15 protein-coding genes and 2 riboswitches are annotated in these 15,398 nt (G+C 66.2%); of the genes, 1 reads left to right on the top strand and 14 read right to left on the bottom strand.

Annotated features, from left to right (window positions below; translation table 11 throughout):
* Positions 1-21: 21 nt before the first annotated feature.
* The 11 genes from BVH73_RS10650 to BVH73_RS10600 all read right to left on the bottom strand — a co-directional run bounded on the left by BVH73_RS10650 (position 22) and on the right by BVH73_RS10600 (position 12,516).
* Positions 22-957 carry a DMT family transporter gene (locus BVH73_RS10650; protein ID WP_079418507.1) on the bottom strand — a complete coding sequence of 312 codons (936 nt, stop codon included), beginning with the start codon at positions 955-957 and terminating at the stop codon, positions 22-24.
* Between the two features lie 406 nt (positions 958-1,363).
* A complete protein-coding gene (gene rfbC / locus BVH73_RS10645; RefSeq protein WP_079418505.1) occupies positions 1,364-1,912 on the bottom strand; it encodes a dTDP-4-dehydrorhamnose 3,5-epimerase in 549 nt (182 codons plus the stop codon).
* A complete protein-coding gene (gene rfbA, locus BVH73_RS10640; RefSeq protein WP_079418503.1) occupies positions 1,909-2,793 on the bottom strand; it encodes a glucose-1-phosphate thymidylyltransferase RfbA in 885 nt (294 codons plus the stop codon). Before rfbA ends, rfbC begins: the two co-directional genes overlap by 4 nt.
* A complete protein-coding gene (gene rfbD, locus BVH73_RS10635; protein WP_079418501.1) occupies positions 2,790-3,722 on the bottom strand; it encodes a dTDP-4-dehydrorhamnose reductase in 933 nt (310 codons plus the stop codon). The genes rfbA and rfbD overlap by 4 nt, the downstream gene beginning before the upstream one ends.
* A complete protein-coding gene (rfbB, locus tag BVH73_RS10630) occupies positions 3,719-4,795 on the bottom strand; it encodes a dTDP-glucose 4,6-dehydratase (protein ID WP_079418499.1) in 1,077 nt (358 codons plus the stop codon). Before rfbB ends, rfbD begins: the two co-directional genes overlap by 4 nt.
* Positions 4,796-4,898: 103 nt before the next feature.
* Complete coding sequence (locus tag BVH73_RS10625; protein ID WP_079418497.1) at positions 4,899-6,317, bottom strand: L-serine ammonia-lyase; 1,419 nt, start codon at positions 6,315-6,317, stop codon at positions 4,899-4,901.
* A 15-nt stretch (positions 6,318-6,332) separates the two neighbouring features.
* On the bottom strand, positions 6,333-7,403 hold the full coding sequence (locus BVH73_RS10620; RefSeq protein WP_079418495.1) for a threonine aldolase family protein: 1,071 nt from the start codon (positions 7,401-7,403) through the stop codon (positions 6,333-6,335).
* A 10-nt stretch (positions 7,404-7,413) separates the two neighbouring features.
* A complete protein-coding gene (gene gcvP / locus BVH73_RS10615; protein ID WP_079418493.1) occupies positions 7,414-10,290 on the bottom strand; it encodes an aminomethyl-transferring glycine dehydrogenase in 2,877 nt (958 codons plus the stop codon).
* 39 nt (positions 10,291-10,329) lie between these two features.
* Complete coding sequence (gene gcvH / locus BVH73_RS10610) at positions 10,330-10,704, bottom strand: glycine cleavage system protein GcvH (RefSeq protein WP_079418491.1); 375 nt, start codon at positions 10,702-10,704, stop codon at positions 10,330-10,332.
* Between the two features lie 67 nt (positions 10,705-10,771).
* Positions 10,772-11,929 (bottom strand): glycine cleavage system aminomethyltransferase GcvT, encoded by a 1,158-nt coding sequence (gcvT, locus tag BVH73_RS10605; RefSeq protein WP_079418489.1) that lies wholly within the window; start codon positions 11,927-11,929, stop codon positions 10,772-10,774.
* A gap of 77 nt (positions 11,930-12,006) precedes the next feature.
* Positions 12,007-12,111: riboswitch (glycine riboswitch) on the bottom strand.
* A gap of 4 nt (positions 12,112-12,115) precedes the next feature.
* A riboswitch (glycine riboswitch) is annotated at positions 12,116-12,230 on the bottom strand.
* 37 nt (positions 12,231-12,267) lie between these two features.
* Positions 12,268-12,516, bottom strand: a complete 249-nt coding sequence (locus tag BVH73_RS10600) for a TIGR04438 family Trp-rich protein (protein ID WP_079420535.1) — start codon at positions 12,514-12,516, stop codon at positions 12,268-12,270.
* A 195-nt stretch (positions 12,517-12,711) separates the two neighbouring features.
* On the opposite strand from BVH73_RS10600, the gene BVH73_RS10595 reads away from it, so the two are divergent.
* Positions 12,712-13,038 carry a c-type cytochrome gene (locus tag BVH73_RS10595; protein WP_055449086.1) on the top strand — a complete coding sequence of 109 codons (327 nt, stop codon included), beginning with the start codon at positions 12,712-12,714 and terminating at the stop codon, positions 13,036-13,038.
* A gap of 215 nt (positions 13,039-13,253) precedes the next feature.
* Here the strand turns inward: BVH73_RS10595 and BVH73_RS10590 are convergent, their stop codons facing one another.
* From BVH73_RS10590 to BVH73_RS10580, 3 genes are all read right to left on the bottom strand, one after another.
* Complete coding sequence (locus BVH73_RS10590) at positions 13,254-14,390, bottom strand: branched-chain amino acid ABC transporter substrate-binding protein (protein ID WP_079418487.1); 1,137 nt, start codon at positions 14,388-14,390, stop codon at positions 13,254-13,256.
* A gap of 197 nt (positions 14,391-14,587) precedes the next feature.
* Complete coding sequence (locus BVH73_RS10585; RefSeq protein WP_079418485.1) at positions 14,588-14,956, bottom strand: hypothetical protein; 369 nt, start codon at positions 14,954-14,956, stop codon at positions 14,588-14,590.
* Positions 14,953-15,378 (bottom strand): DNA polymerase III subunit chi, encoded by a 426-nt coding sequence (locus BVH73_RS10580; protein WP_079418483.1) that lies wholly within the window; start codon positions 15,376-15,378, stop codon positions 14,953-14,955. Before BVH73_RS10580 ends, BVH73_RS10585 begins: the two co-directional genes overlap by 4 nt.
* Positions 15,379-15,398: the final 20 nt, after the last annotated feature.

The following is a 15,398-nucleotide window of genomic DNA, read 5'->3' as shown; positions in this document are numbered from 1 at the left end:
CGTCGGAATGTGTGAAGCACTTCACAGTTCCTGCTCCAGCGGAACCGGCTGCTTGCGCGCGTTGAGCGCCACGTGAATCCCGGCGAAGATGAGCAAGGCCGCCCATAGGTGATACCAATGGATGGTTTCGTGAAGGAACAGCCAGCTCAGCAGCGCGGCGAACAAGGGCGCCAGATTGCCGAAATAGGCCGGAATCTGCGCCCCGACCTTGCCGACCGCACTCCCCCAGCACCAGTAGGCCAGGAGCGATGGCAACACCGAGACATAGGCCAGCGCCGCCCAAACCTGCGGCCCCCAATGTGTGGACTGACCGGCAATCCAGCGCTCGGCCAGCATGAAGGGCAGGATGGACACCACGCCCCAGATCATCTGCGCCGCCAGCGAGGTCATCGGCGCCAGGCCCAGAGGCCGCTGCCGCAGCTCCCAGGTGTAGATGGCCCAGAGAAACACGGCCACCAGCATGATCAGGTCGCCCGGCGCGAAATGCAGCGCCGCGAGATGCGCCAGATCGCCCTTGGCCACGACCAGCGCCACACCCGCCATCGACAGCAAGGCGCCCAACCATTGCGCCCGCCCCACGGGCTGTTTGTAAAACGCCCCGCCGATGAGCAGGATGAACACGGGCGCGCTCGCGGTGATGAGCGAGACATTGAGCGGCGTGGTCGTCTCCAGCGCCACATACTGCAGCGAGTTGTAGCTGCCCACGCCCAGAATGCCCATGACGGCGAGCGACTTCCACTTGCGGCGCAACACCTCGCGGTGGCGCCACAGATCGGGTCCGACGATGAGCAGGGCCAGCAACAGCGCAAAGAGCCAGCGGTAAAAGCTCAGCGCGAGCGGGGGAATCTGTCCCACCATCAGCCGTCCCACCACCGCATTGCCGGCCCAGAACAGGGGTGGCAGGGTGAGCAGCAGCGCGGTGCGGGGATCGAGAAGCGGGGGATGTTGGGAGGGCATGGACGCATTATTTCAGTGCGCCGGTTTCTGCGCCGCCTGGATCGAAACCCCAGTTAAGGCGACACCGAATAAGTTCCCGCGACGGCGCGCGCCGGGCTGCGGGAGGGAAGGCAAGGCGCAGACCGCCTGCCGCCTGGATGCGCGACACGCAAGGGACTGATTCAGCGTTGCCTTAATCCTGCCTGATGCCGTTTGAGCCAGCGCCCTGCCCCGGCCCTCCCCACAAGCGGAGAGGGAGCCAACACGCCTCCCCCACAGCGTGGGGGAGGTTGGGAGAGGGAGGGCTTTGCATGGCGCTTCCCGTGAATCCTGCATACCTCCGCATGACATCCCCTCAGGTAAAACAGCCCCCCGCGTTTCCATGAAACCGACTCGGGGCCGGGTCGGCACACCGCCGCCGAGGCCCTCAGTCGTAGGCCACGGCCTGCGCCAGCCGCGGTGCGGCGGCATCCTTGGCGGCAAGCTGAGGATCGGCGCCCTCCAGCCGCCAGTCGATGGCCAGTTGCGGGTCGTTCCAGATCACCGAGCGTTCATGCGCGGCGTACCAGTAGTCGGTGGTCTTGTAGAGGAAGTCCGCGCTCTCGCTGAGCACCACGAAGCCATGCCCGAAGCCCGGCGGCACCCAGAGCTGGCGCTGGTTCTCGGCCGAGAGTTCCACCCCCACCCACTGACCAAAGCGCGGCGAGCTGCGGCGCAAGTCCACCGCCACGTCCCACACCGTGCCCGCCACCGCCCGCACCAGCTTGCCCTGCGGCTTAACGAGCTGGTAGTGCAGGCCGCGCAAGACCCCGCGCACCGAGCGCGAGTGGTTGTCCTGCACGAACTCGACATCCAGGCCGGTATCGGCGGCGAAGGTCTGGCGGTTGTAGCTCTCGAAGAAGAAGCCGCGGGCGTCGCCGAAGACCTTGGGCTCCAGGATCAGCACTTCGGGCAGGGCCGTGGGAATGACCTTCATGCGCCCTCCTGCAGCAGTCGCAGCAGATACTGGCCGTAGCCGTTCTTCTTCATCGGCGCGGCCAAACGGTCGAGCTGGGCAGCGTCGATCCATCCGGCGCGGAAGGCGATCTCTTCGGGGCAGGCCACCTTCAGGCCCTGGCGCTTTTCGATGGTGGCGATGAACTGCCCGGCTTCGAGCAGGCTGTCGTGGGTGCCGGTGTCCAGCCAGGCATAGCCGCGCCCCAGGGTCTGCACCTGCAGGCTGCCCTGCTCCAGGTAGACGCGGTTGACGTCGGTGATCTCCAGTTCGCCGCGCGGCGAGGGCTTGAGGCTGGCGGCGATGTCGCACACCTGGCGGTCGTAGAAGTACAGGCCGGTGACGGCGTAGTTGCTCTTGGGGTGGCTGGGTTTTTCTTCGATGCTGATGGCGCGACCGGTGACGTCGAACTCGACCACGCCGTAGCGTTCGGGGTCGTGCACGTGGTAGGCGTAGACGGTGGCGCCCTGGGTCTGGGCGTGGGCTTCTTTGAGCGAGGCCTGCAGGTCGTGACCCCAGAACAGGTTGTCGCCCAGCACCAGGCTGCTCGGTGCGCCCGCGATGAAGTCGCGGCCGATGACAAAGGCCTGCGCCAGGCCGTCGGGGCTGGGCTGCACGGCGTACTGCAGGTTCAGGCCCCACTGGCTGCCGTCGCCCAGCAGTTGTTCGAAGCGCGGGGTGTCCTGCGGGGTGGAGATGATGAGCACGTCGCGGATGCCCGCGAGCATGAGCGCGGACAGCGGGTAGTAGATCATCGGCTTGTCGTACACCGGCAGCAGCTGCTTGCTCACGGCCTGGGTGACGGGGTAGAGCCGGGTGCCGGAGCCACCGGCGAGGATGAGGCCTTTGCGGGGCTGGGTCATAGGGGGCGCTCAGGGTTCGGGAGTTCGTCGCGGGGGAGTTCGTGAATCAAGCGCTGCACCTGGATGGACCAGGGCGGCAGGGTGAGGCCGAAGGCGGTTTGGAGCCGGGTGCAGTCGAGGCGGGAGTTGGCCGGACGCGGGGCGGGCAGGGGGTAGTCGGTCGTGGCGATGGGCTGCACGGCCTCGGGGGCGCAGCGCAGCGGCAGGCCGCGGGCGATGGCTTGGGCGATGACGTATTGGGCGTAGCCGTGCCAGGAGGTGCTGCCTTGCGCGGTGAGGTGGTAGAGGCCGCTGGCGCGTTGCGCCAGTGCCGCGTCGCTTTGTAGTCGGTGCAATATCAGCGCGCTGACGTCGGCGATGAGTTCGGCGCTGGTGGGGGCGCCGACCTGATCGGCCACCACGCGCAGGCTGTCGCGCTCGGCGGCGAGCCTGAGCATGGTCTTGGCGAAGTTGGCCCCGCGCGCCGCATACACCCAGGAGGTGCGCAGGATGAGGTGGCGGCAGCCGCTGGCCGCAATGGCCTGCTCGCCTGCGAGCTTGCTGCGGCCGTAGACGCTTTGCGGATTCGGCGTGTCGGCCTCGGTGTAGGGCGCGGGTTGGGCGCCGTCGAAGACGTAGTCGGTGGAGTAGTGCAGCAGCCAGGCGCCGTTCTGCGCGGCGTAGTCGGCCAGCATTTGCGGGGCGTCGGCGTTGAGGCGCTGCGCCAGCTCGGGCTCGCTCTCGGCCCGGTCCACGGCGGTGTAGGCGGCGGCGTTGACGACGACGTCCGGCCGCTCGCGATCGAGCAGGGCCTTCAAGCCGGTCAGGTCGCTGAGATCGGCCTGCGCGCGGGTCATCGGCAGCACGGTGCCCAGCGGCAGCAGGGCGCGGCGCAGCTCCCAGCCGACCTGGCCGTCGGCACCCAGCAGCAGCAGGCGCGGCGGGGTCATGCCTGCACCGCCGCCACGGCCCCGTACTGCTGGCCGACCCACTGGCGGTAGGCGCCGCTGGTGACATGCTCCACCCACTCGGCGTGGTCGAGATACCACTGCACGGTGCGCGCCAGACCGGTGGTGAAGGTTTCCTGCGGCGTCCAGCCCAGCTCGCGCGCGATCTTGTCGGCGTCGATGGCGTAGCGGCGGTCGTGGCCGGGGCGGTCGGCCACAAAAGCGATCTGGCGGCGGTAGCTCTGGCCATCGGTCCGCGGGCGCAGGCGGTCGAGCAGGTCGCACAGGGTGTGGACGACGTCGAGGTTCTTCACTTCGTTGTGACCGCCGACGTTGTAGGTCTCGCCCAGCGCCCCGGCGTCGAGCACGCGGGCGATGGCGCGACAGTGGTCTTCCACATACAGCCAGTCGCGCACGTTCTGGCCGTCGCCGTAGACCGGCAGGGGCTTGCCGGCCAGGGCGTTGTGGATCATCAGCGGGATGAGTTTCTCGGGGAACTGGTAGGGGCCGTAGTTGTTGGAGCAGTTGGTGGTGAGCACCGGCAGGCCGTAGGTGTGGTGCCAGGCGCGCACGAGGTGGTCGCTGGCGGCCTTGCTGGCGCTGTAGGGGCTGTTGGGGGCGTAGGGGGTGGTCTCGGTGAAGGCGGGATCCTCGGTCCCGAGGCTGCCGTAGACCTCGTCGGTGGAGACGTGCAGGAAGCGAAAGGCGGCTTGGTCGCCCGCGGGCAGCGCGGCCCAGTAGGCACGGGTGGCTTCGAGCAGTTCGAAGGTGCCTTGCACATTGGTGCGGATGAAGTCGCCGGGGCCGTGGATGGAGCGGTCGACGTGGCTCTCGGCGGCGAAGTGCAGGATGGCGCGGGGGCGGTGCGCGGCCAGCAGCGCGGCCACCGCGGGGCGGTCGCCGATGTCCACGTGCGCGAAGGCGTAGCGCGCATCGCCCTGCACGCTGGCCAGACTCTCCAGGTTGCCGGCGTAGGTGAGCGCGTCGAGCACCAGCACGGGTTCAGTCTGCGTGCCCAGCCAGTGGTGGACGAAATTGGCGCCGATAAAACCGGCGGCTCCAGTGAGGAAAATCATGGATGTAGGCCAATAGGTGAGGACGCGGCATGCCGCACGGGCATAAGGATAGCGGCCCAAGCGTCGAGATCCGCCTGGGCGCCGCGGCTTCTGCACTGGGCTTTCAGCACTCGACGATGTTGACCGCCAGCCCGCCCCGGGCGGTTTCCTTGTACTTGGTCTGCATGTCGGCGCCGGTGTCGCGCATGGTCTTGATGACCTGATCGAGCGAAACGATGTGCTGGCCATCGCCGTTGAGCGCCATGCGTGCGGCGTTGAGCGCCTGCACCGAGGCCATGGCGTTGCGTTCGATGCAGGGCACTTGCACCAGGCCGCCGACGGGGTCGCAGGTCAGGCCGAGGTGGTGTTCCATGCCGATCTCGGCAGCGTTCTCCACCTGTTCGGGCGTACCGCCGAGCACGGCGCAGAGGGCGCCCGCCGCCATCGAGCAGGCCACGCCGACCTCGCCCTGGCAGCCGACCTCGGCGCCGCTGATCGACGCATTCTCCTTGTAGAGCAGGCCGATGGCGCCCGCGGTGAGCAGGAAATCGGCCACTCCGGCATCGCTCGCGCCGGGCACAAAGCGGGTGTAGTAATGCAGCACGGCGGGGATGATGCCCGCGGCGCCATTGGTCGGCGCGGTGACCACGCGGCCGCCGGCGGCGTTTTCTTCGTTGACGGCCAGGGCGAACAGATTGACCCAGTCGAGCAGTTGCAGCGGATCGGACTGCGCGCCCTGCGGCAACTGCACGCCTTCGGCCGGTACCGGCAGCGCGCCCCCGAGGCGGCGATACCAGTCGGCCGCACGACGGCGCACCTTCAGCCAGCCGGGCAAGGCGCCCTCGGTCGCGCAGCCGCGCGCCACGCAGGCCTGCATCACCCGCCAGATGGCAAGCAGGCCCGAATCGATGTCGGCGTCGTCGCGCCAGTGGCGTTCGTTGATGCGCATGACGGCGGCGATGCTGCCGTGCTGGCGGGCCAGAACCAGCAGTTCGGCCCCGCTATGGAAAGGCAGCGGAAGTACCGTGGTATCGGGCGCAATGGCCTGTTGGCGACTGCCATCGGCGGCGAGTTGTTCGCTCACCACGAAGCCGCCGCCGACCGAGTAATACACCCGCTGCGCAAGCTCGGCGCCTTGCGCATCGAAGGCGGTGAAACGCAGGCCGTTGGCATGCATCGGCAGAGGCTGCAGGGCGTGGAAGACGATGTCGCGCACGGGGTCGAAATCGAGCACCGGCCCGCCAGGCAGCGCCAGTCGGTGTTGCGAGCGCAAAGCGGCCATCTTGCGCGGCACGCTGTCGACATCGACCGTGTCGGGCGCCTCGCCCATGAGGCCGAGCATCACGGCGGTGTCGCTGCCATGGCCCTTGCCGGTGGCGCCGAGCGAGCCATGCAACGCGCAGATCAGGCGTGCGGCGCGATCGAGCAGGCCGGCATGCCGCAGGTGTTCGACGAACAGATGCGCGGCCCGCATCGGCCCCACGGTGTGCGAGCTGCTGGGGCCGATGCCCACCTTGAACAGATCGAACACCGAGACGGCCATGGCGTCTACATCAACTCAGGCCTGCGCCTCGCTGGCCGCGACGAGGTCGGCAGCGAAAGCGTCGACCGATTCCGGCGTGGTGTCCCAGGCACACATCAGGCGGCAGCCGCCGTCGGCGATGAATTCGTAGAAGCGCCAGCCCTTGCCGTGCAGGGTGTCGATGACGGCACGAGGCAGATGGGCGAACACGGCGTTGGCCTCGGGCGGATGCATCACCCGCACGCCGGGCACCGCATGGATGGCCGCGTACAAGCGCTGCGCCATGGCGTTGGCATGACTGGCGTGACGCAGCCAGGTGTCGTTTTCCAGCATGCCCAGCCAGGGCGCGGAAATGAAGCGCATTTTCGAGGCGAGTTGTCCGGCCTGCTTCACCCGCCAGGCAAAATCGGCGGACATGTCGCGGTCGAAGAACACCACGGCCTCGCCCACCGGCAGGCCGTTCTTGGTGCCGCCGAAGCACAGCACGTCCACGCCGGCGCGCCAGGTGATGTCGCTCGGATGACAGCCCAGCGTGGCCACGGCGTTGGCGAAGCGCGCGCCGTCCATGTGCAGCTTGAGATGGTGGCGCTTGGCCATGGCGGCAATCGCCCTCACCTCCTCGACGCTGTACACGGTACCGAGTTCGGTGGCCTGGGTGATGGAGACGACCTTGGGCTTGGGGAAGTGGATGTCGCTGCGCTTGGTGACCAGTGCGTCGATGGCATCGGGCGTGAGCTTGCCGCGCCGCGCCTGCGCGCTTTCGGCCTCGGTGATCAGCAATTTCGACCCGCCGGAGAAAAACTCCGGGCAGCCGCACTCGTCGGTTTCGATGTGGGCCACCGGGGTGCAGATCACCGAGTGATAGCTCTGGCACATGGACGCCAGCGCCAGCGAATTGGCCGAGGTGCCGTTGAACACGAAGTAGACGTCGCAGTCGGTCTGGAACAGCTCGCGCAGCCGGTCGGAGACGCGATGCGTCCAGCCGTCGTCGCCGTAGGCCGGCTGATGGCCCGAGGCATTGGCCTGCAGCAGCCAGTGCAGGGCTTCGGGGCAGATGCCAGCGTAGTTGTCGCTGGCGAAATGTTGTCGGATTTCAGGGGTGTGCATGATGCGATTCTTAGGCGTAGTCGCTGATGGGCAGGCAGGCGCACTGCAGGTTGCGGTCGCCCCAGGCGTTGTCCACCCGGCCCACGGGCGGCCAGTACTTGCTTGCCTTCAGCGCCGGCGTCGGGAAAGCGGCCTCCTCGCGGCTGTGGGCATGCGCCCAATCCGCGCCGAGCACGCTGCCTGCGGTATGCGGGGCGGACTTGAGCGGATTGTCCTCGCGTGGCCAATCCCCCTTTTCCACCCGGGCAATCTCGGCGCGGATGGCGATCATGGCGTCGATGAAGCGGTCGAGTTCCGCGAGCGCCTCGCTTTCGGTCGGCTCGATCATCAGCGTGCCGGGCACCGGGAAGCTCATGGTCGGCGCATGGAAGCCGTAGTCCATCAGGCGCTTGGCCACGTCTTCGTTGCTGATGCCCGTGGCGTCCTTCAGCGGGCGCAGGTCGAGAATGCACTCGTGCGCCACGCGGCCGTTCTCGCCGGTGTAGAGCACCGGATAGTGGTCCTTGAGCTTCTCGGCGATGTAGTTGGCCGACAGAATGGCCACGCGGCTGGCCTGGGTCAGGCCGTCCGCGCCCATCATGCGCATATACATCCACGAAATCGGCAGCACGCTGGCATTGCCCAGCGGCGTGGCGCTGACCGCACCGACGGCGCCTTCACGCTCCAAGCCCGCGGCACGATGCACCGGCAGGAACGGGGCAAGGTGGGCGCGCACGCCGATCGGCCCCACGCCCGGGCCGCCGCCGCCGTGCGGAATGCAGAAGGTCTTGTGCAGATTGAGGTGCGACACGTCCGCGCCGAACTCGGGCGGACTGGCCAGGCCGACCAGCGCGTTCATATTCGCGCCGTCGACATACACCTGCCCGCCATGCTCATGGATGATGTCGCAGATGGCGCGCACTTCGGTCTCGAACACGCCGTGCGTGCTCGGGTAGGTGATCATGCACGCGGCGAGCTGGCCCGCGTGCTGCTCGGCCTTGGCGCGCAGATCGGCCAGATCGACGTTGCCCTGAGCATCGCAGGCGGTGACGACCACCCGCATGCCCACCATCTGGGCCGAGGCGGGGTTGGTGCCGTGGGCCGACGATGGAATGAGGCAGACATCGCGATGCCCTTCCCCCCGACTGGCGTGATAGGCGCGAATGACCAGCAGGCCGGCGTACTCGCCCTGCGATCCGGCGTTTGGCTGCAGGCACATGGCGTCGTAGCCCGTGGCGGCGCACAACCATTGTTCGAGCTGCTGCGCGAGCTGGGCATAGCCGCGCGTCTGGTCGGGCGGCGCAAAGGGATGGATGGACGCGAACTCGGGCCAGGTGATGGGCACCATCTCGCTCGTGGCGTTGAGCTTCATGGTGCAGGAGCCCAGCGGAATCATGGCGCGGTCGAGCGCAATGTCTTTGTCGGCCAGACGGCGCAGGTAGCGCAGCATCTCGGTTTCGCTGTGATAGCGGCGGAACACCGGATGACTGAGGATTTCGCTGGTGCGGGCGAGCTGCTGCGGCCAGCGCGGCGCCACGCCTTTCTCGGCCGCGGTGAACAGCGGCGCTGCATCCACGCCAAAGCAGGCCAGGATGTCGGCCAGATCGGCGCGGGTCACGGTTTCGTCCAGCGATACCGCGACATGCTGTTCGCCGATGCGGCGGAAGTTGATGCCCCGCGACAGCGCTGCCGCATGCACGTCTGCGGTGCGCGCGCCCGTATGCACCGTGAGGGTGTCGAAAAAGTCGGCATTGAGCACCGGCAGACCCGCCTGCTCCAGGCCCCGCGCCAGCAACACGGCATAGGCGTGCACCCGCTGGGCAATGCGGCGCAGCCCCTCGGGGCCGTGATAGACCGCATACATGCTCGCCAGCACGGCCGGCAGCACCTGCGCGGTGCAGATATTGCTGGTGGCCTTTTCGCGGCGGATGTGCTGCTCGCGGGTTTGCAGCGCCAGGCGGTAGGCCGGTTGTCCGTGCGCGTCCTGGCTGACGCCGACCAGACGACCGGGCAACGAGCGCTTGAGCGCATCGCGCACCGCCAGATAGCCGGCGTGCGGGCCGCCCAGGCCCAGCGGCAGACCGAAGCGCTGGGTCGTGCCGCAGGCGATGTCGGCGCCTAGTTCGCCCGGCGACATCAGCAGGGTGAGCGCCAGAAGGTCGGCCGCCACGACCACCAGGATGCCCCGGGCCTTGAGCGCGGCGATGCGCTCGCGGTCATCGCGCACGGCGCCGTCCACGCCGGGATACTGCAGCAGCACGCCGAAATACTCGCCTTCGAGCGCTTCATCCACCGCACCGCTGACCACCTCGATGCCAAGTGGCGCGGCACGGGTGTGCAGCACTTCGAGGGTTTGCGGCAGCACATCGTCGGCCACGAAGAAGCGCTGCGACTTGCTCTTGCTCGATCGCAACGCCAGGGTCATGGCCTCGGCGGCCGCGGTCGCTTCGTCGAGCATGGAGGCGTTGGATACATCCATGCCGGTGAGATCGGCGACCATGGTCTGGAAATTGAGCAGCGCCTCCAGGCGCCCTTGGCTGATCTCGGGCTGGTAAGGCGTGTAGGCGGTGTACCAGGCGGGATTTTCCAGCACATTGCGCTGGATGACGCCGGGCATCAAGGCGTTGAAATAGCCTTGGCCGATGTAGCTGCGCATCACCTGGTTGCTGCTGGCGAGGCCGCGCAATTCCTTCAACGCCTGAGCTTCGTCGACGGCGGCCGGCAGATCGAAGGCCTGCTGGCGGCGGATGGCCGCCGGAATCACCGCCTGCATCAGGCCGGAGAGGTCGCTCGCGCCCAGCGCAGACAGCATGCGTTGCTGATCGGCCGCGTCGGGGCCGATGTGGCGGCGCTGGAAGGCCTGCGCGTCTTCGAGTTCGCGCAGCGCGGGTTGGGTGGACATCAACATGCGTCTCTCCGGCAAGGCAGGTGTAATCGGCGTTCTCAATCAGGCGCTCTTGAGCAGTTCGGCGTAGGCGGCTTCGTCCATGAGGCCGTCGAGCTGGCCTGGGTCGGACAGCTTGATGCGGAAGAACCAGCCGCTGTCCTGCGGATCGGTGTTGGCCAGCGAGGGATCGGCGCGCAGGGTTTCGTTCACCTCGGTCACTTCGCCCGAAACCGGGCTGAACACGTCGGCTGCGGCTTTCACCGACTCGACCACGCCCACGGTGTCGTGTGCGGCGACGGCGCGGCCCACCTCGGGCAGATCGACGAACACAACATCGCCCAGCGCATCTTGCGCATGGGGGGTGATGCCCACCGTGGCAACGCCGGCGGCGTCAACGCGAATCCATTCATGGTCGGGGGTGAATTTCAGGCTCATGGAGAACTCCGGGTATCCAAAAAAGGGAAGTGATGGGGGCGTCAAAAAATCAGGTTGAAACAAGCCTTCAACCACGCCAATAGCGATGCGGGACGAAGGGCATGGGTTGCAACTGCATGGGTACGGCGCGTCCGCGCACCTGCGCATACAGCGTGCCGCCGGGGACGGCGAACTCGGCGGTGACGTAGGCCATCGCCACCGGGCCACCCGCGCTCGGCGCGAAGCTGCCGCTGGTCACACGGCCCGCGTGACGACCGTCGGCGGCGAGCAGATCGACGCCCTCGCGCACGGGCGTGCGGTCCAGGCCAATCAGGCCGATGCGGCGTCGGGGTGCCAGCGTCGGGTTGTCGATCTGCGACAGAATGATGTCGGCACCCGGAAAACCCCCGGCGCGTGCGCCGCCGGTGCGTCGCACCTTCTGAATCGCCCAGGTCAGACCCGCCTCGACCGGCGTCGTCGAGACGTCGATATCGTGGCCGTAAAGACACAGACCGGCTTCGAGGCGCAGGGTGTCGCGGGCGCCCAGGCCAATGGGCTTCACCTCGGGCAACGAGAGCAGCAACCGCGCGAGCCGATCGGCATCCGCCGCAGCCACCGAAATCTCCAGACCATCCTCGCCGGTATAACCGCTGCGCGTGGCGAAAATTCGAACCGGCCCGCCAGCTGCGGGCACGTCCATCCACGCGCCCATCATGAAGATCAGATCGGCGGCCTGGGGAACGAGGCGCGCGAAGGTCGGCACGGCCTGCGGCCCCTGCAGCGCCAGCAAGGCCTGCTCGGGCATCGGCACCACCTCGCAACGATCCGACAAGGTCTGCAGCAGCGCGATGTCCTGCGCCTTGCAGGCCGCGTTGACGATGAGGAACAACTCCTGCCCGGCCCTGTCCGCGCGCTGCCGGGGAATCACCATCAGGTCGTCGAGGATGCCACCCTGAGCCTCGGTGAAAAGCGCATAGCGTTGCTTGCCCTCGGGCAATCCCTGGATGTCCATGGGAACCAGTGACTCCAGCGCCGCAGCCGCAGCGTCGCCGCGCAACGCCACTTGGCCCATATGCGAAATGTCGAACAAGCCCGCACCCTGTCGAGTATGGAGGTGCTCCGACAGAATGCCCGCCGGATACTGCACCGGCATGGCGTAGCCCGCAAAGGGCACCATGCGGGCACCCAGTTCGAGGTGCAGCGCATGCAAGGGCGTGGAAATCAGGTCGGATGCAGTGTGGGACACGTCAGTTCTCGCGGGGGATGAGGCGCAAGCGCCAATGCCGCCGCGTCTTCCGCCTCTGCGGCACAAGACACGGCACTCAACCCCTCGCTGTCCCGGGTACCTGAGAGATTGATCCGGTCAGCAACCAGACTTGCCCCTTCGGTGGGCGCTCGACTACAGCGCCACTCTCCAGTGAGGAACACCTTGCGGTGCGGTCAGTCCTTTTGCCTGAGCGGTACACCCCATCGGTAAATCACCATGGGGCTTACGCCTTCGGCGGCTGCACAGACATGCACATGCGGCTCTCTCCTGACGCGACGCAGTGTATCGCAGCACGGCCCCGGGACTCGGCCCAGAGTCTATTTTTTTCGGCGTTCGCCCCCCAGACCGAGACTCTCCCGGTACTTCTGGCGTCTGGCCTTCTGACGATCGGCCATGTCGTTCATAGCCCGCTTTTTCGAGATGCTGAACATGGGATCGATGATTTCCCACCAGACGAACGCCAGCGCCAGAGGCAAAAGCACCCACCACCACGACCAGGACGCCACTGGCGCCACGTCCAGAACTTTGAGCGCGATGAAAATCAGACCCAGAATGACGAATGCCATGACGCTCTGCCCTTGTGAGGAAATACCGACAAGATACAAAAGGAAACACGCCTTTGCATCGCCCGTGTTGCTTGTGATCAATCTGAACCGCCGATGGCGCGATTCTCGCCGAGTTCCGCCCCAGCGCGTCAACCGAATTGATTAAGATGCGTTACTTGGCTGTACCTGTTTTGTTTAACCCTCTGGAGGACTGGAATGAAAAAAGCTGTTTTCGCTGCTGCGCTGGCTGCTGCCGCCACCATGACCATGTCGTCGGCTTTCGCCGCTGAAGACATGCTGGCCCTGGCCAAATCGAAGAACTGCCTGGCTTGCCACGCTGTGGACAAGAAACTGGTTGGCCCGTCCTACCAGGAAGTCGCCGCCAAGTACGCTGGCAAGCCCGGCGCGGTCGACACCCTGAGCAACGCCATTCTGCACGGCGTGTCTGGCGTGTGGGGCCCGGTGCCCATGCCTGCGAACCCGCAAGTCACCCCCGCCCAGGCCAAGCAACTGGCCGAGTGGGTTTTGTCGCTGAAAAAGTAATTCATACGCAGCACACGTTGCTGCTGTGAAGGGTGCAGATCGCAAGACCTGCCCCAATCACGAGCCGAGATGCCAAACAGGCACTCGGCTTTTTTTGTCCTGAGCCCCGTATGGCTTGCCTGCTCCTCGTGAGCGGGGCCAAAAAAAGCGCCCCGCAGGGCGCTTGAGCGATCGATAGGGACGAGCGTTAAAGCAGCTCGCCCCTAAGTGCCACGTTACTGCACGGCAACTACGCTCTTCTTGCCATCCTTGTCGAACTCGGAGATGGTGATGGTCGCACCCACCAGTTCGCCGGTCTTGGTGAAGTGGATGTTCTTCTTGGTCACACCGTTGTAGTCGACGTTCTGAATGAAGGGCAAGTACTTCTTCGGATCGACCGACTTGGCCTTCATCATGGCGTGGGCTAGCACCATGGCGCCGTCGTACGAGTAGGGCGAGTAGAGCTGGAACGCGCTGGCACCGAACTCGGCGTCATAGCGCTTCTTCCAGGCTTCGCCACCCGGCATTTGGCTCAGCGGCGAACCGCCTTCGGCGCAGACGGTGCCTGCGACCGCTTCACCCGCCAGCTTGCCCAGCTCAGGAGCGCAGATGCCGTCGCCGCCCATCAGCGTGGCCTTGATGCCCAGCTGGCGCATCTGGCGAACCAGCGGACCGGCCTGAGGATACATGCCGCCGTAGAAGATGACGTCGGGGTTGGACGCCTTGATCTTGGTCAGAATGGCGGAGAAGTCGGTGGCCTTGTCGGTGGTGTATTCGCGGTCGGCAACCTTCATGCCGTCTTTCTGCGCGGTCTTGGCGAACACGTCAGCCACGCCCTGGCCGTAGGCGGTACGGTCGTCGATCACGGCGACGGTCTTGGCCTTGAGCTTGTTCTTGGCATAGTCGGCCAGGCCCGAGCCCAGCGCGTTGTCGTTGGCGATGATGCGGAAGAAGGTCTTGAATCCCTGGGTGGAAATCTTGGGATCGGTGGACGACGGGGTGATGTCGGGAATGCCGGCGTTGTTGTAAATGCGCGATGCGGGGAAGGTGCAGCCGGAGTTCAGGTGTCCGACGACGCCGTTGACCTTTTCATCGACGAATTTCTGGGCCACGGTGGTGGCTTGTTTCGGGTCGGCCTGATCGTCCTGGGCATCGACCTTCCAGACGATCTTCTTGCCACCGATGACAATGTTCTGAGCGTTCAGGTCCTTGACGGCCATCTTCACGCCGTTGGCGTTGTCCTGGCCGAAGCTGGCTTGCGGGCCGGACAGGGGAGATGCGCTACCGATGGTCACGGTCACGGTGTCTTCAGCATACGCGGTGCCGATTGCCATGGACAGGGCCAGCAGCGGAGCAAAATATTTGAGCTTCATGAATGAGCCTCCAAAAAGTAAAGTCGTGTGTAGTGTTGTGAAGTCAGGATCAAGTCTGACAGGGCGATACATTAGCTGAGTTACAGATTTTTGAACAGATCGCCTTTCCCAACACTAGCAAGCAATGTGCCCGGGATGGATCGAGTTGACAGGTCGACAGGTTTATTTCAGTTTGCAGCACCAGGCCGCGGCCGCCCTCACGAAAGCTCGTCGTCCTTCGGGACCAGGCTCATCGAGGCGCGCAGGGCGGGTTCAAGCGCCTCGAACAGGCGATCGGCCAATTGCGGCGCCAGGGCGTCAAGCTCAGCCTGCACCAAGGCCAGCACCTGCTGACGCAGTGCGGGCCTCAGAGGCTCCCATCGCCGATCCAGTGCGACGTTTGCCTGCAACTCGGCCACCGGAATGTCGCCTGCTTGCTCATCGGTCCCACGATAGACCGCCTCGGCATAGGCCGAAGGTTGCACCTCGAACGCAACCCGCAGGTCTTCCGCGATGACGGCATCGGCGGAGGGCAGGCGCTCGGTGAGCACGGGAAGAACGACGTGATTCGGCGGCGTGGGCTTCATGGGCGAGCCTGGATGATGGTCGGATCGAAGCCCGCGGCACGGTAGGCACGCAAGCGCTCACGGGCCGCGGGCTTGTCGGGCCCGTTTTCGCTGACGAGCTCGATCACCCGGTCCAGCGACTCCCACCCCTCCACGAGGTCAGGGCCCAGATTCACCAGGGCATTCAAGCGCCCGACGCGTCGAAGATCCGGCTGGGAGGCAAGGATCACGGGCGTCTTCTCGACGAGCGGATCTTCCTGCCAGACATGCGGCACAAAGCTGCCGGGCTGGAAGGTCCACAGCATCGCATCGAGTTCCGTGAGAAAGGGCTGCGGCGCCGCCACCAGCAAGCGCGCGCCGCGCTGCGTCGCGGTACGCAGCAGGCCGCAGACGTAGCGCAGGGGATCGGGCAGGTTCACACGAAACTCGATGGCGCAGGACATGACCAATCTCGGCAGCGATC

Source organism: Thiomonas intermedia (genome assembly GCF_002028405.1).
In the GTDB taxonomy this organism is placed as follows: domain Bacteria; phylum Pseudomonadota; class Gammaproteobacteria; order Burkholderiales; family Burkholderiaceae_C; genus Thiomonas; species Thiomonas intermedia.
The sequence above is the reverse complement of the archived record's forward strand: the minus strand, read 5'-3'. Positions and strand labels throughout refer to the sequence as shown.

Coding starts and splice junctions, on each gene's coding strand:
- BVH73_RS10620 (WP_079418495.1), bottom strand. CDS start 7,403: ATGCACACCCCTGAAATCCGACAACATTTCGCCAGCGACAACTACGCT.
- gcvH (WP_079418491.1), bottom strand. CDS start 10,704: ATGAGCCTGAAATTCACCCCCGACCATGAATGGATTCGCGTTGACGCC.
- rfbA (WP_079418503.1), bottom strand. CDS start 2,793: ATGACCCAGCCCCGCAAAGGCCTCATCCTCGCCGGTGGCTCCGGCACC.
- BVH73_RS10585 (WP_079418485.1), bottom strand. CDS start 14,956: ATGAAGCCCACGCCGCCGAATCACGTCGTTCTTCCCGTGCTCACCGAG.
- BVH73_RS10650 (WP_079418507.1), bottom strand. CDS start 957: ATGCCCTCCCAACATCCCCCGCTTCTCGATCCCCGCACCGCGCTGCTG.
- BVH73_RS10625 (WP_079418497.1), bottom strand. CDS start 6,317: ATGGCCGTCTCGGTGTTCGATCTGTTCAAGGTGGGCATCGGCCCCAGC.
- BVH73_RS10600 (WP_079420535.1), bottom strand. CDS start 12,516: ATGGCATTCGTCATTCTGGGTCTGATTTTCATCGCGCTCAAAGTTCTG.
- rfbD (WP_079418501.1), bottom strand. CDS start 3,722: ATGACCCCGCCGCGCCTGCTGCTGCTGGGTGCCGACGGCCAGGTCGGC.
- rfbC (WP_079418505.1), bottom strand. CDS start 1,912: ATGAAGGTCATTCCCACGGCCCTGCCCGAAGTGCTGATCCTGGAGCCC.
- gcvP (WP_079418493.1), bottom strand. CDS start 10,290: ATGTTGATGTCCACCCAACCCGCGCTGCGCGAACTCGAAGACGCGCAG.
- rfbB (WP_079418499.1), bottom strand. CDS start 4,795: ATGATTTTCCTCACTGGAGCCGCCGGTTTTATCGGCGCCAATTTCGTC.
- BVH73_RS10580 (WP_079418483.1), bottom strand. CDS start 15,378: ATGTCCTGCGCCATCGAGTTTCGTGTGAACCTGCCCGATCCCCTGCGC.
- BVH73_RS10595 (WP_055449086.1), top strand. CDS start 12,712: ATGAAAAAAGCTGTTTTCGCTGCTGCGCTGGCTGCTGCCGCCACCATG.
- BVH73_RS10590 (WP_079418487.1), bottom strand. CDS start 14,390: ATGAAGCTCAAATATTTTGCTCCGCTGCTGGCCCTGTCCATGGCAATC.